Origin of the sequence: Labilibaculum manganireducens (assembly GCF_002843385.1) — a bacterium.
Lineage (GTDB): Bacteria > Bacteroidota > Bacteroidia > Bacteroidales > Marinifilaceae > Labilibaculum > Labilibaculum manganireducens.
In genome coordinates, this window is record NZ_MVDE01000030.1 from 39,815 (window position 1) to 61,364 (window position 21,550).

Consider the following 21,550-nt stretch of genomic DNA (forward strand, 5'->3'; position numbering starts at 1 on the left):
AAACTCATTTTGCCGGATAATCACCGGTACTGATGATAGAAAAAGAAAACAGGAAATGCGCACACATTCCCTGTTTAATTTAGAAACCAACCATTGAGTTATGAAATCAATGGCAGTATTAATCTAGACCATAAAGTTATGAAAAAAAACTTGAAATGGCGGTGTTTATCACCCGCTGTTCGAAAAACCCTGCTGGCTATGAAGCTAAGTTTACTATTAATGTTGGTTTGTACCTTGCAGCTTTCTGCATCGGTATCCCTCGGCCAACAAGTTAGTGTTCAATCCGGAGAATCTTCTGTGGGAAGTATTCTGGAAGATTTGAATCATCAAACCGGAAACATTTTCATGTATAATAAAGAAGATGTTGATGATCAGATATCCATTGAATTGAACATGACCAATGGAAGTTTGGAAGAAGTTTTGGATGAAATCTGCAGGCAAACTCCTTTTAAATATGAGATTATCGATGAGTTTGTTGTAATTACCAGGAAGGCTCCGGTAACTGAGCCGGCAGTTGAGCAAGAGAAGAAAGAACTCAAAGGCAGGATTACTGATAAGGAAGGAGTTCCGTTGCCCGGAGTTTCGGTTGTTGTCAAAGGAACCAATACAGGTGTAGCCACCAATATTGATGGTGAGTACGTCATCAATATTGAAGATGAGAATACTGTATTGGTTTTTTCTTTTGTTGGGATGGTTCCGCAAGAAATTGCTTACAAGGGAAACGCAGACCTGAATGTAGTTTTGAACTATGATACGGCTAACTTGGACGAGGTTGTAGTAACAGGATTTCAAACCATTTCTAAGGAGAGGGCAACCGGCTCTTTTGATATTATCAACAAAAAAGCTCTGGATAAGCCAAGCATGAGCTTGGCAACCCGCCTTGTTGGAACTACAGCAGGGATGAGATCTACTTTGGATAGGGACGGGAATGCAAAATTCGAGATTCGCGGACAAACCAGTTTTGAAACCAGTTCTTCTCCATTAGTTGTTGTGGATGGTTTCCCTGTAAAGGGGAATTTCAATTCGATCAATCCAAACGAAGTGGAATCGGTTTGTGTGCTTAAGGATGCTGCCGCTACTTCAATTTGGGGAGCAAGAGCTGCCAATGGGGTAATTGTTGTTACCACAAAGAAAGCCGGCAAAGATACCCCTCTTAGAGTTGAGTTCTCTTCTTTTCTTAAAATAGGGGCTGAATATGATATGGATTATTCAAACAATAAACCCTCTTCAGCCGAAACCATAGAATATGAACAGTATGCCTTTGATAAATGGGGGGCAAGAATGATTGGCGACTCAGACAGTTGGAGTAATTTGTGTACTGCCAGAACTCCTGCTGTAACCTTACTAAGTGAGCATCGATTGGGGAAAATAAGCGATGAAGAATTGCAGGTAGGATTGAACCAGCTAAAAACCCTTGATAACCGTGGGCAAATACGTAAGTATATCTTGCAGAGACCCATTAGTCAGCAATACAATCTTTCCCTTTCCGGTTCAACTTCCCGGATGAGTAACCGATTGTCCTTACTTTACAATACCAGCCGACCTGCATTTAAAGGAAATGAATCGAAAGGGTATATGCTCAATTATAATGTTTCAGCATCATTGGCCAAGTGGATCGATCTTGATATTAGTTCCATGATTCAGTATCAGGATAATGAGAATGGTGGTTTTAATGGAGGACATATCACCAGTTTGGCACCGTATGAAATGTTGGTAAATCCTGATGGAAGTCATACAAATATTAGCAATAATTATTATGCTCCAAATATTGAAAGGCATGTACCAACGGGTTCATTTCCCTATACAAACTGGGGATACAATCCAATCGATGAAGTTAACAGTACCAGTAAAACATCAAAAGATTTAAATGCCCGAATTCAGGCAGGACTAAGCATTAAACTCTTTGAAGGGCTTAGATATTCCACCAAAATTCAGTACGAGCTTTACAATAACTGGAGAAAAGAGCACTATGGCGAGAATTCATTGTACGTTAGGTCTATGGTAAACCGAACTTCGTCGTGGGACAGAGAGACGGGTGAAATTGTTGCCAATCTGCCAAAAGGGGATATTTTGAAGCAGGATCGTTCAGAATCGAAAAATTACAATTTCCGGAATCAATTGGACTTTAGCAGAACATTTAACGAAGTGCATACGCTAAGCTTTTTAGCTGGAACCGAAATTAGTCAAACAAGAAGATTGGATTTTGATTATTCAACTACTTATGGTTATAACAATGAAACGTTAAACAGTGCTCCATTCCCCAATGGAACGGGGTATCCTAACCGAATTTACGATTGGAGCGGATACAGTACCCAGTTTTATTATACAAATGCCTTTTCTGATGGCATTACCCGTTACTTTTCTTACTATGGAAATATGGGGTACTGCTACAAGAATCGTTACGACATTTCAGCCAGTTACCGTACCGATGCCTCCAATTTTATTAGTGATGATCCCAAATACCGCTATTCTCCGTTTTGGTCCGTTGGAGCAGGCTGGGTGTTGAGCGAGGAGTCTTTTATGTCGGATGTATCGTGGGTTGACAGACTTTCGGCGCGGGCAACTTTTGGATACAATGGGAATTCTGACAACTCTACTTCATTTAAACCTTTGGTTAGTGTTGGGAATCGTGATGCAGAGACCGGAGACTTATATGTTTTTATTTCAAGTAAGGGCAATCCTACTTTACGATGGGAGAAAACAGGAACACTGAACCTGGGTATCGATTATTCCTTATTTAAGGGAAAACTATACGGTAAGGTTGATATGTACAACAAACATGGGAAAGACATTTTAACTTATGTTAGTATTCCCAGTGTGAATGGATCCAGCCAGCAGAGGATGAATAATGCTGAAATGTTGAATCAAGGAATTGAATTCTCTTTTGGAACACATCAACAATTGACTAAAGATCTTACATGGAATGGGAATTTAAACTTTTCGTACAATAGAAACAAAGTGAAAAAGTTGTACATCGCTTCGTATAGCGGTTATGAATTAACCATTGGTTACGAAGTGGAAGGAGAGGATGCCAATTCGCTTTGGGTGTATAAGTATGCAGGCATCCAGAATATGGGTTCAGAGACTTCCCCCAATATGCAACCCGTAATTCATGGTGTTGACGGAGCATTGTATCAAATAGGAGATTCTCGAAGCGAGAATGGGTTGGATTATTTGAAGAATGCGGGAACCAGAGTGCCTCCTTATACTTTAGGCTTTTCAAATAACTTTTCGTATAAAAACTTTGATTTGTCTTTTGTGTTTACGGGAGCATTTGGACATAAATTTCTTCGTTCAGGCTTTAACTACCAAACTTCTTCGGGAAGAAACCTGCCCAATGGTTTCCTTTCTGATGTATTTGCCGATGGCAAGCCATTAAGAAATACCGGAAAAATAGAATTGCCTTACGATGAAAATGACTATGATTACTATTACTGGCATAAAAATAACATGGACTATATGGTTGCCAACGCCTGGAATATTCGATTGCAGGAGGTTAATTTAACTTATCAGCTGCCAAAAAGGATCATTTCAAACTTAAACCTGAGACGAGTGGTTGCTTATGTGCAGGCAAACAATCTTTTAACACTAAAAGGAACAAAAGAGGATCCTGAATTCACCCGGGGAAGTCAGCGCTTACTGCCTTCCTATACATTTGGATTTAAGTTGGATTTTTAAAAGACAATTAGTAAACGTACATGGTTAAAGCTTTTATACAGGCAGGGAGATGATGATAGGGGAAGTTCTTCCGAAACAAGTTCGGGGACAGGCTATATGGCTGAAACTTAAAATTATAAACTTATGAAACTTAAAAATATATTATTTTGGAAGCTGGGAGTTCTTGTTGGCTCTTTGCTGTTATTTAGTTCGTGTGACGATTATTTAGACGAGCAACCTTCAAAAGGTTCGGGAATCCCGATTTCTACCTATGAGCAGTTGAGTGGCATTCTTTCCCACTATTCTTCGTTTAATTCTGAAACAAATATGGAATTGATTCTTGCCGGCGACAGCTATGAGGTAAGTACTGAATTGTATCAAGCCAATCCAGGTCAATTTAAGGATGATGTACTGAGTCAAAGTTTGTGGGAAGTTGAGAACCTTTACAATAGTTATTCAAATCAGGCATTGTGGGAGGGGGAGTTTGGCACGGTTTATAAGGCAAACTTAGTGCTTACCAATGTTGGAAACGTATCCGGAACTACGGATCAGAAAGAGGAAATGAAAGCAGAAGCTCATTTGATGCGGGCTTACAGTTACTTTAGTCTTGCAAATACCTATTGTTTACCTTATAACGACAAAAATAAAAATGAAATGGGGCTTCCCATCAAAAAATCAACTTCGTATGAGGAAGACTTAAGCAGGGTTTCATTGGAAACTACGTATCAATTTATTGAAGAAGATATTCAGGAAGCCTTAAAGCTAAAAATGAGTGCAACTGCCAAACGCAACTGGAGAGGGAATGTTGCCGCGGCAAATGGGTTGGCTGCACGTTTTTACCTGCTGAAAGGCGATTATACAAAAGCAATGACGCATGCAAATACCGCATTAGCTGATTACAGTGAATTGGTTGATTACAATACCGACATGAGTTTTGAAAGTTACGAGGTAATAATAAACAGTTCTTCTGACAACTATGAATACATTTCTATAGATTATCCCTATACATGGGATATAAATACAGGTGCCGATGCATTATTGGTTGCGAACTATAAGGGAAATTATTACGACAGGGGTGTTTATAATGGCGGTGGAGATGGATGGTTTATTCCCAGTGCCAAATTGTTGGCCCTATACGATCAAACTTACGATTTGCGTTACAAGTATCATATCGTCGAAGATTTCTCCTATGAATATGGCATGGACGATCCGTCTTACAGTTATCCGGGCTATGTACAATGGTCCTATAAAATAAGTTCAAGTCCATGTTCAGCCGAAATGCTTTTAATTAAAGCCGAATGTTTGGCTCGTTTGGGTAATTTTACCGAAGCAATGAATGTGGTGAATCAATTGCGTGTAACACGATATAGTACTGAAACACCAGCAAATGTGTTAAATCTTACAGCAGCATCGAAACAAGAAGCCGTTAAATTGATTTTGGATGAGCGCCAGCGCGAAATGCCTTTTACACAACGTTGGTTCGACATTCGAAGATGCAACAGTAATAGTGATTCATTTGATAATATTGTTCTGGAAAAGAGATTTTACCCAGTTAATAAATTAGGACCTTTAACAAACGATCCGATTAAGACTTACAGATTGGAGCCGGGTTCGAGACGTTATGCTGTTCCAATTCCATCAGACGATATTGCAGCGGGCAGAGGGGTTATCAAGCAGAATACTTACTAATTTGTTTTTGAAATAGAATTGTTTCATAGGGAGGTTTGTCCTCCCTGTGGAATCATTTTGCCTTAACTATACCTGCTTTTATTATCATAAAACAAAATTGTTTGCAATAATGTGCATGCCTGACATGAACAAATACAGACGACTTATTTCATATAGTCGATAAAATGATAAAAATTTAAAATACTAAAACAGATGAATCAATTTAAAATAGGATTACTGACAGCAATTGCAGCTGTTATGTTAGGATGTGTTTCCGAACAATCGAAACCAGTGAGACTTAGAGGACATGTTCCCGATTTGTATTACAAACTAGTTTCTTTTCAGAGTCAGAAAGGAGGCGGTTTGTACTATTCAAAAGACATAAATGTTAAGGTGAATGAGAAAGGAGATTTCGATACAACATTAGTTCTCGATCAGCCAGGATATTACAAAGCTTTCAGGAATATGGTATATCTCAGTCCTGGGGATGATCTTGAAATTCAATTTGATTTGGATCACAAAGAACAAACTCAATTTAAGGGAACAGGCTCACAGGCAAGCAATTATCTTATTCACCAAAACTTATCTTTTTTGGGAAAGAACGGAAAGAATGTGAAGTCTGATTTTTTGCAAACCAAGGCCGTTGTCGATTCTTTGGCAGATATCCGGGGTAATGAGTTGAAAGAAATAAAGGGCTTGCCGGCATCTTTTGTAAAGGACGTACAACAGATAATTGTAGCGAAACAAATAGACGCGTATATGAATCATTTTTATTTCACCGACTGTATCAATGTATATGATCTTCAGGAGTTTCGGGAGAAATTTGGACAGGGAGTTAAAAGTATCATGCCATCGATAAATCCTTTGCTGACTAAATTATTATCTAAGGATGATTTGCTTCATGTGCCGGAGGTTTATTCTGCTGTAGATGATTGTGTTGAGTATGGAGACTTTAAGCTGACAGCTTATCCAAAGTGGGACGAGTGTATCTCATTGAATCACTTCGAAAAGATGCTCGACGAAACTCAAGACATCACTCCGGCATTAGTAAAGGAAACCGAAAACAGGTTGGCATCTTTAAGCAATGAAGAATACAAAAACAGTCTTTCGAAACGAATGAAGCGTTTAAAAAAGTTTGTTAGCGGGGCACCTGTTTTCGATTTACAACTAGAGGATGCAAATGGTAAAGATGTAAAACTAAGTGATTTTAAAGGCAAGTTGATCTACATCGATTTTTGGGCTACCTGGTGCGGACCTTGTCGGGACGAGCTGCCTTTTTATGGTAAGATAATCGAGAAGTTTAAAGGGAAGGATGTTGTGTTTCTTTCCATATCAGTAGATCAGGACAAGGAAAAATGGCAATCGTTCATTCAAAAAGAAAATATTGGTTCTGCTCAACTCCTTTCAAAAGATATGGAGGCAATAAGTAAACAGTGGCAAGTAAACGGAATTCCTCGTTTTGTACTTGTTGGTAAGGATTTCACTTTTGTTGATGCGTTTGCTGATCGTCCGTCATCCGGCGAAGTTATCGAGAATAAAATAAATAGTTCATTATAATTTTAAATAGGAAAAAATGGGAAGATATATTTTATTACTAGGAGTTTTTTTAAGTTTTTGCGTTCAGGTTTTTTCTGCTGATGTTCATGTACGAGGATATAATTTTTCTTCCTCGGATGGAAATATTACAATCCAAAAAGAAACTGCCGTTAATGAATTTAATCAAGAAGTAGAAAAAATTGTTCAGATCGATCAGGAAGGATTCTTTGAGGTGACCCTTCAGATTTCCAAACCTGAATTTTGGTCTGTTGAAGGAGCAAGCCTGTTTCTTGTGCCAGGCGAAAATCTGGATATAACATTTGATAAGGGAACACACATTTATTCATTCAAAGGGAAAACAATGGATGAGTGTACTTTCTTATCAGCAAACAGGAATAACATTTATGTAGACCTTTCTTTTCTAGATGGAGGGAAAAATGTAAGGGAATCTTTTGAAGAAACTAAAAAAGTAATTGATGCAATTGGCGCTGAAAAATTAAGTGCTCTCACCCAGACAGCGGGTTTAGATGAAAATTTTGTTAAGATTCAAATAAATTCTATTAAAGCCCATTGGGTGAATAGTTATCTGAACTACTACATGTTCTCAAAGGATTATGAACAAGATGGTATGGGGAATGAGTATAAAACAGGATCAGGACGGAAATTTATTGAATCCATACGCGAATTGGTTGAGCCTGTGATTAAAGATGTTGTTGCTGATTCCTATATAGATCTGTTCGACATACGTTGGGTTGTGGACAGATGTATGAAGGATGGTTTGACAAGTTTTCCGGAAAAATCAATTTGGGTGGAACTTTATACCGTTAAGAGTTTTTTGAAAAAGTTTCAAGACGGTGTTTCTTCCGAATTAATTAGTGAGGCTAGGGAAAGGCTTGCGACCCTAACCCGTGAAGATTTTGCTTTGATTCTAAAACCTGCCATAGAAAAAGTAGAGATTCTTCAATCTGGTAAGCCTGCTATCGACTTAAGGCTGGAAGATGTTGACGGAAAAGAGGTGAATCTGAGTGATTATAAAGGGAAGTTGATTTATTTGGATTTCTGGGCCACATGGTGCGGACCTTGTAAAAAGGAGTATCCTTTTTTTATTAAGTTAAAGGAAAAATACGAGGACGTGATTTTTATTTCAATTTCTACAGATAGAAAGCGAGAATCTTGGTTAAAGGCAATGCAAAGAAAAGAAAAAACAGATGTTCTTCAATACCATGCCAGTAGAGAAAATACCTTATCTCAGTTAATCGAATGGAATATCAGCTTGATTCCCCGGTTTATTCTCATTGATAAAGATTTTAACATTGTAGATGCTTTTGCTCCCCGTCCTTCTGATGAGGGAATTGAACCATTGCTAAATAAGCTGTTAAATTAAGAATTGCAATATAAATTTGAACAAAGGGGCATATAATATGAAACGTCCATGGCAAAGTAATTTTGACTCAGGAGCATGGTAAGTTCTCCCGAAACAAGTTCGGGACAGGCTATATGGCAAATAAAAACAAATAATAAACATATGAAACGTCCATGTATAAAGCTTTCTACACACAGGGAGATGATTATATGGTAAGTTCCATATGGCAAATGAAAACAAATTATAATCATATGAAAAAAATAGCATTGGCAGGCATTGTTGCTATACTAATAGCAGGAGGATGTGCTTTTACAGCTCTAAACTCTTCCCAGGCGATTCACCTAAAAGGGCAACTTTCGGATAAAGATGGTAATGAACTTGTATTGAAATACAAAGGCCTGTTGAGTGAAGTGAACACTACGAATGACATTATTCTAAAACTAGATGAAAAGAATAGTTTTGATACTGTTGTTACACTTACCACTTCAGGATATTATAATGTTTTTGAAGAATATGGAACCGGGACAAATCTTCTCTATTTAAGTCCCGGAGACGATCTGGATATATATTTTAATTTGGAAGATGGTTCTAAAACTACATATAAAGGAACCGGAGCCGAGGCCAACCGCTATTTGGCAGATTTTCAACTGTATTTTTACGGCAACAAGGCTCATTCATTTTTAAAAGGAGGTAGTGATGCAAAGTCTACATTCAAGTTGACCAAAGAGTTTATTGATTCTTTGGCAGCATCAAAAATTAGTGAGTTAAATAAAATAAAAAAGGTTTCCGATGAATTTCGAAAGATTGAAAGAGCTAGAATTTTTGCACATTTGGCCAATTCATATCTTCAGTATTTTTACTCTATAGATGGAATTTACAGCAGGGGGAATATACAGGAAGAACACAAACAATATTTAATGCAAATTAAACCCGAAATAGAAAATATTTCCAAAGAGTTTATGAATGATTTTTCCATTGAGCATCCCGATGTAAGAGAAGTCGTGAAAAGATGTGCGGTTCAAAATCACCTGTTAAGCGTATCGGCTTCGTCTGATGTTTATGAGTATGTATCTTTACTATCCATGAAGGATTTGTTGGTAGAGGATCGTTCTCTGGAGGCGGTAAACAGAGCAACAAATATTCTGGCAACATTTAAAAATAAAGATCTTGCAGATGATTTGGCCACAGCCATTAAAGAAGCAGGCAAACTTCTTAAAGGAAATAAAGCCTTTGATATTGAATTTGTGAATTCCAAAGGAAAATTGGATCATTTGAGCGATTACAGAGGAAAAATTATCTATGTTGATTTTTGGGCTACATGGTGTGGTCCGTGCATGTGCGAAAAGCCCTATTTTTCTAAGTTAAAAGAGAAATACAACCAAGCGGATCTTGTTTTTATTTCTATCTCTATAGATAAGGAGAAAGAGCGATGGGAAAAGTGTATTGCGGAGGAAAAATCCAATGCGATAGAATATTTGGCGAAGGATGTAAATAAAGTTGCGGATGATTGGCAGATTAAAAGTATTCCAAGATTCCTGATTATTGATAAGGATTTTAATATTGTTGATGCAAAAGCCGCGTTGCCGTCTTCCGGAGAGGTAATAGAGTCGGAATTGAAGGGAATAATTTCTGGATCTTGAAATTTCAGATAAATTACTTACATAATCTTCTGTTTTTATACGATTCAAATTCCATATATTGAAAATCCTGAAGAAAATTTTTAAAGTTTCTTTTCACCCATTTACTGTTTTTAGTTGTCTTTAGTTTAAATTGAATATAGATTTTTGAATAGAAACAGTAAACCAAAATACAGAATATGAGCAGAAAAATTACAGGTTTAATAATCATGGTAATGATGGTGAGCGCAGCATCTTTCGGACAAATTTTAACTCCATCAAAATGGAAGGTAGAATTGTCAAAAAAGGAATTTAAAGTTGGAGAAGTTATTGATATTGTGTTTAAAGCCACCATTGATAAAACATGGCATTTGTATTCAAACGATTTTGATCCTGAATTGGGGCCAATTTTGATTGAATTTGATTTTGAAGAGGATGCAAGTTATGAGAGAATTGGAAATGTGAAGCCAATAAATGCCAAAAAGCATTACGACAAAACATGGGAAGGTGAAGTAAGCTATTTTGAGGACACAGCTGAAATGCGTCAGCAAATAAAGGTAAAGAGCCTGCCATTAAAAATTGAAGGAACCTTTGACTTCCAAACCTGTTCCGATGTAAGTGGGCAGTGTGTAATGGGAGATGACGAGTTTGATATTACTTATCCTGTTAACTAAAAGTTAACTATTGCCAATTTTTAATCACACCAATACTTTACAGGAGTTTAATTAGTTAGCATATCGATTAAATTCTGAATTTAAAGCCACCTGTCAGGTGGCTTTTTCGTTTGTATATCGTATTGTTGCCTTTTGGGCATCTTCTTTAGCAGACTGTGCGCTCAGGCCAAGCTTTTGTATTTGCCAATAAGTAAAAAATTACTTAATAGATCCAAATTTATGAAAATCAATATTTCAAAATAAAATATTTAAACAGTAAAATTTATAATTCAAATAATAATACCAAATCATTTTCTGTTCTGGTTTCGGAAGTTTACAGCTATTTTATTCTAAGCTCTGTTTTATTGTGTCTCTCTAAAAGGTTCTTCTCACGACTTTTTGTTGCCACCCAGGCCATAAAAAGAAATACGAATACTATAAAAACACCTACAAGTATTGAAGCAAATTTATTCTTTTGCCTACAAAATACATCATAGTATTTTTCCTGTCTATTATTACCAAAAAGAAAATAAAAGGTATTGAATAAAATGATAGTCCCTCCTAAAACAATCATAAATACAGGATTAAACTTATATATGTGAGATATATAATATTGATACATTCCAACAAGGGATAGAATGAAGAAGATTATAATTAAGGAAAAAAATCCAACCGCAAAAATATTGATCTGCGGGTCTCTGCTAAACCTTTTATAAACTGATAAAATTGTAAAGTATATGTAACGATAAATTGACATTGGTTATTTTTGTTTTTCTTGTTATTATCTTTAAATATTTATTCTATTTTATATTCTCATTATTAACCAAGATTCCATTTGCAAAATAGATATTCCCACCTTTCAAACCTGTTAAATTGTACGTTTATTATTACTAGATCATTTTTATCTCTCCAAAAAAGGGAAACTTAATGTGCCATTGAGTATCCCATAAATTATTGGACATACGAACGCAAAAAAAACAGGTGCTAAAAATATAATCCAAACAGATATTTTGTATTTTTCCTTATAAAATAGAACTTCTAATTTCTTCAAGTAATCTCCTTGGAGCTTTTTTTTATAAAAAAAACTATTTACGACAAGTAAAACGATAGCCAAAGGAACTCCTATAAGATATTTAGCATTGTCATTGTCGCCAAATACCTTAGCATCAATTTTTACAAATAAATTTAGAATTAAAAATAAAGGCACTAACATAGATGCCTGGAGTAATACCATAAAATTAATAGTATTTGATATAGCAATAGAATCGTCCTTTTTGCTGAAATACTCAAAAATTCGAAACACAATCCAATTAAACATGACTTAATATTTTTAATAATCCCAATCTAATAAAGGTTTTCCAATTGAAGAATCAATTTGTTCAGACAAAGAAACTCCAGTTAATAATTCGGCACTAAAATCAGCGATGAACCAAACTCCTGCTATTGGTGCTCCCCATCCTGTAAATGCAATCCCTGTCATTATTACATTTATTCCATCAGATGCCTTAACCTCTGAATTATACAAAATATCTCCAGCGACAATTACACCTCCAACTACACCTAATTTTCTACTAAATCCTTTTGCCGTACCATAGAATTTTGGCAATTTAGCATTTTGAATCCCCGCAAGCTTACTATTAACAGCTACTTGCCTAATATATTCTTTAGCTACCGATTTAATCCCGCCGTTGATAAGATTTCCACTTCCAACTATTTTCCCCGAATAATCTAAAGTGCTATTAATCCAATCGCAAGAAAAATCTCCTAAAGATAAATCATCTCCCTTCATAGAAAAATTCGATCCAGAAAATCCCCAGGAAGATTCCATTGTTGACTCATCCAAAGCCTCAACACTTAATGATCCATCTTCCAACAAAATAAGACAGCTACCTTCCGGCAAATGATTAGCAAGTGCTTTTAAATTTGTAGGATTGGCAAGATAATTGGAAAATTGGTATTCCATTCTGCCATTTAAATCTACAGTAGCATGTAATTCCAAAATCATTTCAGGTGCTTCTATTATCATCGGTTTTACCGGAGGATAATGATGGATGGCAACGCGGATACTTACACCTCGATCGGAAACACTTGTTTCGCTGCTGTAATTGATTGGTTGGATGGGAAAACCCATCACTCGATCGATGTTTAGATAGGAATGCATATGGTGAACATACTGCTGCATTTTATAATCGAGCTCCGATTGAAACACATTTCGTGGGTTTACATCTGGGCTTGTACACTGCCTTGCATCTTCCTGAGCAGACCGTATGCTCCTGCCAAGCTCCTCTATCGTATTGTAAAGTTTGTTATCCATTAGTTTAAAAATGTTTACAGTAAACCATCTACTCTTCTTACTATCTTAAGTAGAAAACTATTTAATAGTTTTCAAATTTATGAAAAACAATATTACTAAACAAAATATTTAAACAGGAAAATTTATTATTTCATATAATTGGTAAAACAGAGATGATCATTTTAAGATTGGGAAGAAATTAGTTTCACAAGCACAACGCAGGCATATTTAATTAAAACGAACCAAAACACACCTTTTAGTTGCAATTCGATAAAAAATATCATTGAAAACGAGAGTTTTTAGTGAATCGCAATTTTTATCTAATCTAGATTGAAAGCATTTTTGATTTGTATAGATTATCAGACTAATTACATTGAATTAAATAAACAAAATAATTACAAAGATGATAATCCAATGTCTTGTAAAAGCTTAGTAATTAACAAATATTAGCAAATTTTTTTATTCTGTCTTTCACCCTATTGTGTATTTTGGTTGTCTTTACATTAAATACAGAATTAAAAGACGAATCAAATAAACTAAAGCAACTCAATTACATTGGGTAATACTTCTGTGGGAGGATCCAATTAATAAAAAGATTAAAAAATGAAATTGAAATTTACATTTCTTGCCATTCTAGTGGTAATGTTTAGCGGATTTTCATTTGGACAAGTTTTACAACCTGCCAAGTGGAAAGTTGAGTTTTCGAATAAAGAGGTTAAGGCAGGTGATCAGCTGGATGTTGTTTTTAAGGCTGCGATTGATAAAACCTGGCATGTGTATTCAAACGATTTCGACCCTGAGTTGGGGCCGGTATTAATTAAATTTGATTTTACAGAAAATTCCAGTTACGAAAGAATTGGTGAAGTAAAACCAATAAATGCTCATAAGCACCACGATGAAATATGGGGTGGTGAAGTAAGCTATTTCGAAAATGAAGCTGAGATGCGCCAAAGTATTTTGGTGAAGGAATTGCCCTTGCATGTAAAAGGAACATTCGAATACCAGACTTGTTCCGATGCTACCGGACAATGTGTAATGGGGGATGATAATTTTGATTTGCAGGTTAAAGGCGGAGCTGTTGCAGTTGCACAAAAAGCAAAAGATGAAGCACCGGCACCGGTAAAAGAATCAAAAGATAAGAAAGGACTTTGGGCAGTATTTATTTTTGCCTTTTTAGGTGGTTTAGCCGCAATTTTTACTCCCTGTGTTTTCCCTATGATTCCCATGACGGTTAGTTTTTTTATGCACAGCAGTGAAAATAAAGCAAAAGGCAGAATGCAGGCTTTCTTTTATGGGTTTTCTATTATTGCGATATATACTTTTATTGGTACTTTACTTGCCGTTGTTATGGGGCCGGGTTTTGCCAACTTCCTTTCAACACATTGGGTTCCTAATGTTTTCTTCTTCTTAATTTTCATGGTGTTTGCGGCATCCTTCTTTGGAATGTTCGAAATTACCATGCCAAGCTGGATGGTGAATAAGTCCGTATCAAACGAAGATAAAGGCGGATTATTGGGTGCTTTCTTTATGGCATTTACTTTGGTTTTGGTTTCGTTCTCATGCACAGGACCTATTGTGGGTGCCATTTTAGTTGCCTCGGCAGGAGGAGAAGTATTAATGCCAATTGTTGGAATGTTAGGATTTTCAATAGCATTTGCGATGCCGTTTACATTGTTTGCCATTTTTCCGGGATGGCTGAATAAAATGCCGAAGTCAGGTGGATGGTTAAATTCAGTAAAAGTGGTTTTGGGATTTATTGAGCTGGCTTTAGGTCTTAAATTCTTAAGCATTGCTGATCAAACTTATCATTGGGGAATTTTAGATCGTGAAATTTACCTTGCCGTTTGGATAGTTGTATTTGCATTATTGGGATTGTATTTGTTAGGAAAACTCAAATTCTCCCACGATAGTGAGTTGAAATTTGTTAGTGTTCCTCGTCTTTTGATGGCGGTTGCGACCTTCTCATTTGTAGTTTATATGATCCCTGGAATGTTTGGAGCTCCTTTAAAAGCTCTTTCAGGATATATTCCACCACAAGCAACACAGGATTTTGATATCAATCAGATTGTACGAAATAATGCGGGCAATGGTAGTGCAGTTCATCAGGAAGCCCATACTGCTATGTATTCAGACTTTTTACATTTGCCTCATGGCTTAAACGGATATTTCGATTACAAGGAAGGAATGGCTGCTGCTAAAAAGCAAAACAAACCAGTATTTATGGATTTCACAGGTCACGGTTGTGTTAACTGCCGGGAAATGGAAGCCAATGTATGGTCAGATCCACAAGTGTTGAAGCGTTTGCGCGAAGACTATGTGGTAATTGCAATGTATGTTGATGATAAAACAGAATTGCCTAAAGAAGAATGGATTGTTTCCAGTTATGATGGTAAAAAGAAGAAGACTTTAGGAAAGAAAAATGCCGATTTCCAAATTTCAAATTATAATATTAATGCTCAGCCTTACTATTGTTTGCTTAATTCGGATGGTAAAGATATTGCTTCACCAAGAGCCTATGATTTGGATGCAGGTAAATTTGTTGAATTCCTTGATGAAGGAATTCAAAACTTCAAGCAAAAAAAAACAGTAGCAGTAAGAGTTAACTAAATTAAAAGAGAAATTATTTTGTTTTAGCAAGACGGCAGGAAGATATTTAAGAAGAACATTAGTTAGTAAGTTAGTAGTTCGTGAGTTTTCATGTGTAAAGTATGAAAACGTGGTTAGTAGGGAAGATGTAGATGGCAGGGCCGGCAATCCCTGTCATCTCATCATCAAACCTGAATATTTTTTTAGCGACTAAAACAAAATCAAGATAAACAACAACAAACTTTAGTTAGTGGTGAAAAGGGCAGGGACGTCAAGTTATTTACCCCAATATCTGATCTGAAAAACTCCCTGCTCTTTTTTTTCGAAATTTAATTTTATGCTATGAAGACCACCATCGGTTCCCAATTGAACATCACAAGTTTTAATCAATTAGGAATTAATGGCAACCTGAGAACACTTTTCTCTCGGATTTTTTAATGAGAAGGAATTATAAAGTAAAATTTAACGTATGAATAAGATTGTATTATTACTCTTTGCGAGTGTTTTTTTATGCTCTGCTTTGGTCTCTAAAGCTCAGTATACAACAACGATTCCATTGAATTCAAAGGTGAAGCACGGTAAGTTGTCAAATGGATTGACTTACTATATATTGCATAATGAGGAGCCAAAAGACCGTGCCAGTTTTTATTTTGTACAAAACGTGGGAGGGATTCTTGAAGAAGATTCTCAAAATGGTTTGGCTCACTTTCTGGAGCACATGGCGTTTAATGGTTTGGAAAATTTTCCAGGTAAGAACATGCTTGATTATTTGGAAAAAAATGGTATTCTTTTTGGGCGTGACATTAATGCCTATACTGCTCAGGATCAAACTGTTTATAATATCAGTAATATCCCTACAGGGAATGAAGGATTGATGGATTCGGCTTTATTGGTTTTGCATGACTGGTCTGGTGGATTATTGCTGGAAGGCAAAGAAATTGAGTCGGAGCGTGGTGTTATTCATGAAGAGTGGCGTACCAGAAGAAATGTTCGTAAGCGTTTGGGAGATCAAACATCATCGGTGATGTATAATAATTCTAAGTATGCAGTACGTGATGTGATCGGTTCTTTGGATGTGATTGATCATTTTGAACATTCAGCACTTCGTGAATATTACGACAAGTGGTATCGTCCGGATTTACAGGCTGTAGTTATTGTTGGAGATGTTGATGCAGAAGATATTGAGAAGAAAGTAAAGGATTTATTTTCAAAAATTCCAATGAAAAAAAATGCTGCAGAGCGCACTTATACTAAGGTTGAGGATTCAAAAGAAGTTGGTTATGTTGCCGCTAAAGACAAGGAAGCTAAAAATCTTAGTATTATGTGGCTATTCCGCCGCGATTTGAATGCTGTTAAGAATGAAACCACTCAAAGAAACGATTTGGCCAAGGGTATGTTCAACCAGATGCTTGCTGCCCGTATCTCTGAAAAAACCAAGAAATTGGAATGTTCGGCTATAGGTATAGAGTTTGGAGGATATGAATTAGCGCGCACCAAAGGTGCTGACTATATTTATGTTGCACCAAAATCAGGTAAAGAACTGGAAGCTTTCACTGAAGCATTAACAGAGTTGGAACGTGTTAAGCGTTATGGTTTTACTGCTTCGGAACTAGAGAGGACTAAAGTGCAATATATGAGATCATATGAGTCATATGCTGCGAATTACAGCAAAATTACCAATGATAAGTGGGCAGAGCAATTAGGAGACCTGTTCTTAAAAGCAGAGCCATTTCCTTCGTTGGAGTGGGAAATGGAATTTGCAGCTAAAACGATTCCAGCCATCACACTCGAAGAGGTGAATGCGTTTGTAAAGTCTTATTCTAACGTTGATAATTCAGCATTAATATTACAAGGTCCTGATAACGAAACACAAGTTTACCCAACTAAAGAAGAACTGCTGGCTGTTGCAGCTAAAGTGAAATCTTCGAATGTGGAAGCTTATATTGATGAAGCAGGCAATCAGCCTCTTGTTGCTAAGAAGTTAAAGCCGGTTAAGATTTTAAGTCAGTTCGGAGTTGAGGGAACTGATGCTAAAGGTTATGTTCTTGAGAACGGAGCAAAAGTAGTTATTCTTCCTACTGAATACAGTAAGGATGAAATTTCAATGTCTTCTTTCAGTTTTGGAGGAACATCATTAATTGCTGATAAAGATCTTGCTTCCGCTGATATGGCAGCAAGTATTGTTGAAATGTCAGGTGTTGGGGAGTTTGATGCAACTCAGTTACAGAAAAAATTAGCCGGTAAAATTGTTGGTTTGAGTGCAAGTTTAGGAGAATTGACAGAAGGATTTTCAGGTTCTGCTTCTCCTCAGGATTTTGAGACTTTACTACAATTGCTTTACCTGAATTTTGAAGCACCTCGTTTCGAAGAAGCTCCTTTTAGTGCACAGATGGCACGTATGAGAGATTATGTTGCAAACATAAAAGTGGACAATAATAAAGCACTTCAGGATACCATAGCTTTAGTATCGACAAATTATTCTCCGCGCACCTTACTTTTTGGCGAGAATTTTATTAATAAGATTGACTTTAACAGAGCTTCTGAAATTTATAAAGAGCGTTTTTCCAATGCAAGCGATTTTACGTTCATTTTTGTTGGTAATATTAACGAGAAGGAACATTTACCAATGATTCGAAAGTATATTGGTAACATCAGTTCTACGAACAAAAAAGAAGCATATTTAGATCATAAAGTGGGGCCTGCCAAAGGAATAACAAGCAGAATTTTTGATCGTGAAATGGCTGTGCCTAAAACAACTGTTTCTTACTCCTTGCAAGGCGATTTCGATTATACTTTAAAGAACAGAATGATGCTTAGTGTAGTATCTCAGCTTCTGTCTAAAAGATATATGGTAACTATTCGTGAAGAAGAAGGTGGCTCTTATGGCGTTGGAGTTAGTCCTTCATCATCTAAATTACCAACACCGGAATTTTCATTGAACATCAGTTTCGATTGTAATCCTGAAAAGCGTGACCGTTTGGTTGAAATTGTTAAGGAGGAAATAGTTAAGATTCAAAATGAGGCTTGCGATGCTGTTGATTTAAATGAGATTAAGAACAATTTTATTAAAAGCAGAGAAGAAGCTGAATTGGAAAACTCTTTCTGGATGAGCAGTATTCAAAAGAACCTGATGCTGGGGTCGGAACTAACGTCTAAAGAAGATTACATAAAAATGATTGAAAATATCGATGCAGACTCGATTCAGAAATTTGCAAAAGAAATATTTAAAAACGTGAATACTGTTGAAGTTATCATGAATCCTAAAAAGTAGTACAACAAAATCATTAGTCTGTTTTGATTTAGTTAGGGCCGGTTGGTTATAGTAGGCTTGCCGGTCCGCTCTTTTGTCTGAAACTATTAACCAACCACTAGTAAATTATCGAAAAGCATACAGTTTGTTTTTCTTGAAAAATCAGTAATGAAGGAACTTTACCTGCAAAAACTAAAAGAAGAATTTGTTCCGGCACTTGGGTGTACAGAACCAGTCGCAGTTGCTTATGCTGCTGCAAAAGCAAGGGAAATTTTGAATCAATTTCCAGATCGGATTGAATTTCACGTAAGTGGAAATATTTTTAAGAATGGAATGGGAGTTGGAATTCCAGGTTCGGGTATGGTTGGCTTAACGATTGCAGGGGCTTTGGGTGCTTTGGGAGGAAATCCTATGGCTGGATTAGAAGTTCTGGATGGAATTAGTCCTGACATTGTTGAATTGGCGCAAACCTTTGTGAGTCAAGGAAAAGTTCAGGTAGATGTAAAATATGGTGTGGCTAAACTGTATATAGAATGCATCTGCTTTAAGGGTGAAAATACAGGCCGTGTTGTGATTCAGGATCGACATACCAATGTTGTTTTAGTTGAACGTAATGGCCATGTTATTTATCGAAACGCTCCTGAATCAGGAACCGGTGCTGTCGTTAGTATGAAAGACTGGAACTTCCGTAGTATTTATGAATTTATTACTACTGTTGACATAGCGGATATCGCTTTCATTGAAAAGGGAGTAAAGCTTAATAAGTCTATTGCAGAGGAAGGTTTAAAGGGGAATTACGGACTTCAGGTGGGTAAATCCATGATGATTAATATCCGGAAAGGAATTCTTAAAGAGGATTTAATGAACCGATCCATAATGCTTACAGCAGCCGCTTCAGATGCAAGAATGGCTGGAAGCGCAATGCCTGTAATGTCTAATTGTGGCAGCGGAAACCAGGGAATAAGCGTTACTTTGCCTGTGGTGGTTGCTGCAGAAGAATTTAAAGTGAGTAATGAAACATTACTAAGAGCATTGGCTTTGGCATTGTTAGTTACTATTTATATGAAATCTTTCGTTGGTCAACTATCTGCACTTTGCGGCGTTTTATTGTCTACTGCCGGGGCAGGATGCGGAATTACTTATATTATGGGAGGCGATTTCAAACAAATGGGGATGACATTACAGAATATGACAGGGGGTGTAACCGGTATGATTTGCGATGGAGCAAAGTACGGTTGTTCTCATAAGATTGCTGCAAGTGTAAGTGCTGCAATTCAATCCTCATTATTGGCTATGAATCACAATTGTTTAAATGGAATGAATGGTATTATTGATGATGATGTGGAAGCTACTATTCGGAATATTGGTCGTTTGGCAAATGAGGGAATGGAAGTAACCGACGAGGTTATTCTTAAGACCATGTTGGAAAAGATGAAGAAAGTTTCTTAAGAATATAGAAAGAAGAAAAAGATGGAAAGTATAGAGAATATTGAAAGAGTAAAGTGTTTGATAATTGGTTCGGGACCAGCAGGGTATACTGCCGGAATTTACGCATCAAGAGCAAATTTAAATCCTGTTGTTTATGAAGGTTTGCAACCAGGCGGACAATTAACTACAACTACTGAAATTGACAATTTCCCGGGATATCCTGAAGGAGTTACAGGAAATGTTATGATGGGTGAACTAAAGAAACAAGCCGAACGATTTGGCTGCGATTGCCGTTGGGGTATCGTAACCGAAGTAAATTTGAACGAAAGGCCGTTTAAATTAAAAGTAGATGGGAATAAAGATATTGAAGCAGATTCGGTAATTATTGCAACCGGAGCTACGGCAAAATATTTGGGTTTAGAGAGTGAAGAAAAATATAGAGGTTCGGGTGTTTCGGCGTGTGCTACCTGCGATGGTTTTTTCTACAGAGGAAAAGATGTTGCTGTTGTAGGTGGTGGCGATACTGCCTGCGAAGAAGCTTCATACTTAGCTGGTTTGTGTAATAAGGTTTACTTAATAGTTCGTAAGGATTTTTTAAGAGCATCGAAAGCAATGCAGGAAAGAGTTCTTAGAACAAAGAATATTGAAATTTTGTGGGAACACAATACAGTAGAGTTAACTGGTGAGAATGGGGTAGAAGGCTGTACATTAATTAGTAAAGTAGGCACTCCAATGGAGAAAGAAGTAAAGATTGCTATTGATGGGTTCTTTTTGGCAATTGGTCATCATCCCAATTCAGATGTATTCTCTCATTATATTGATACCGATGAACAAGGTTATATCCTGACTCAGGCCGGCACCCCAATGACAAATATTAAAGGCGTTTTTGCTTGTGGCGATGTTCAGGATCCAAATTACCGGCAAGCAATAACATCAGCGGCATCAGGATGTCAGGCTGCCATAGAAGCAGAACGTTATCTTGCAGAAATGAATTAATAAAATACAGCCAAACGCACCTTGGGGGCTGAATAAATAACTTCCATTATTTATGGTGCAAATTTCAGTAAAGAAGGCAATCCCGTATATTTCAGACATGTATTCGTTTTAAGCCAACGGTTGGGATTGCCTCTTTTTCGTAAACAATAAAAATTAAGAAAATTCATTCGCCCATCAAATATTTGTTTGATGGGCGTTTTAGTATGTCGGGTATGGTAATATGCTATCAAGATGAAATGTTCTTGAGTTCGCCCAGTTGACAGGAAGAACTAGCAATTGGCAAGGGTGTTGGGGGCGACCCCAAATCTGAAGGAAGCCATCAGCAAAGTCATCGTTCTAACGAACAGAAACTTGATATAAGGCTTATTAGTGTGGGTAACCGAGCTATGGATTGGGAAAACCCAAAAGTCAACCGTAACCACTAAGAGTAAATCAAGTAGGACGTGACGAAAGTACGTTATCTTATCCCGAGAGATCTCATAACCTGTTGTCCAAAACAACAAA

Annotated in this window: 12 protein-coding genes; 10 read left to right on the top strand and 2 right to left on the bottom strand. The window is 36.8% G+C overall.

Annotated elements, in window-relative coordinates; translation table 11 throughout:
* Positions 1–138: 138 nt before the first annotated feature.
* The 6 genes from BZG01_RS16340 (at position 139) to BZG01_RS16365 (ending at position 10,514) form a co-directional block, all read left to right on the top strand.
* A complete protein-coding gene (locus tag BZG01_RS16340; RefSeq protein ID WP_101310917.1) occupies positions 139–3,678 on the top strand; it encodes a SusC/RagA family TonB-linked outer membrane protein in 3,540 nt (1,179 codons plus the stop codon).
* A gap of 123 nt (positions 3,679–3,801) precedes the next feature.
* Positions 3,802–5,346, top strand: a complete 1,545-nt coding sequence (locus BZG01_RS16345) for a RagB/SusD family nutrient uptake outer membrane protein (protein WP_101310918.1) — start codon at positions 3,802–3,804, stop codon at positions 5,344–5,346.
* A gap of 192 nt (positions 5,347–5,538) precedes the next feature.
* Positions 5,539–6,882, top strand: coding sequence for a TlpA family protein disulfide reductase (locus tag BZG01_RS16350; protein WP_101310919.1), 1,344 nt, complete (start codon positions 5,539–5,541; stop codon positions 6,880–6,882).
* Positions 6,883–6,898: 16 nt separating this feature from the next.
* Positions 6,899–8,245, top strand: a complete 1,347-nt coding sequence (locus tag BZG01_RS22020; protein WP_101310920.1) for a TlpA family protein disulfide reductase — start codon at positions 6,899–6,901, stop codon at positions 8,243–8,245.
* A gap of 230 nt (positions 8,246–8,475) precedes the next feature.
* Positions 8,476–9,864, top strand: coding sequence for a TlpA family protein disulfide reductase (locus BZG01_RS16360; protein WP_180327357.1), 1,389 nt, complete (start codon positions 8,476–8,478; stop codon positions 9,862–9,864).
* Between the two features lie 176 nt (positions 9,865–10,040).
* The gene (locus BZG01_RS16365) at positions 10,041–10,514 is read left to right on the top strand and encodes a protein-disulfide reductase DsbD domain-containing protein (protein ID WP_101310922.1); all 474 of its coding nucleotides are present in this window, start codon (positions 10,041–10,043) and stop codon (positions 10,512–10,514) included.
* Positions 10,515–11,394: 880 nt separating this feature from the next.
* Here the strand turns inward: BZG01_RS16365 and BZG01_RS16375 are convergent.
* Together BZG01_RS16375 and BZG01_RS16380 are read right to left on the bottom strand one after the other, a co-directional pair.
* Positions 11,395–11,811, bottom strand: a complete 417-nt coding sequence (locus BZG01_RS16375; protein ID WP_101310924.1) for a hypothetical protein — start codon at positions 11,809–11,811, stop codon at positions 11,395–11,397.
* Between the two features lie 12 nt (positions 11,812–11,823).
* Entirely contained in the window at positions 11,824–12,807 is a 984-nt protein-coding gene (locus BZG01_RS16380; RefSeq protein ID WP_101310925.1) for a hypothetical protein, read from the bottom strand.
* Between the two features lie 582 nt (positions 12,808–13,389).
* On the opposite strand from BZG01_RS16380, the gene BZG01_RS16385 reads away from it, so the two are divergent.
* From BZG01_RS16385 to trxB, 4 genes are all read left to right on the top strand, one after another.
* On the top strand, positions 13,390–15,393 hold the full coding sequence (locus BZG01_RS16385; protein ID WP_101310926.1) for a protein-disulfide reductase DsbD family protein: 2,004 nt from the start codon (positions 13,390–13,392) through the stop codon (positions 15,391–15,393).
* A gap of 448 nt (positions 15,394–15,841) precedes the next feature.
* Positions 15,842–18,643 carry a M16 family metallopeptidase gene (locus BZG01_RS16390; protein ID WP_101310927.1) on the top strand — a complete coding sequence of 934 codons (2,802 nt, stop codon included), beginning with the start codon at positions 15,842–15,844 and terminating at the stop codon, positions 18,641–18,643.
* Positions 18,644–18,790: 147 nt separating this feature from the next.
* Positions 18,791–20,071 carry an L-cysteine desulfidase family protein gene (locus BZG01_RS16395; protein WP_101310928.1) on the top strand — a complete coding sequence of 427 codons (1,281 nt, stop codon included), beginning with the start codon at positions 18,791–18,793 and terminating at the stop codon, positions 20,069–20,071.
* 21 nt (positions 20,072–20,092) lie between these two features.
* Complete coding sequence (trxB, locus tag BZG01_RS16400) at positions 20,093–21,046, top strand: thioredoxin-disulfide reductase (protein ID WP_101310929.1); 954 nt, start codon at positions 20,093–20,095, stop codon at positions 21,044–21,046.
* Positions 21,047–21,550: the final 504 nt, after the last annotated feature.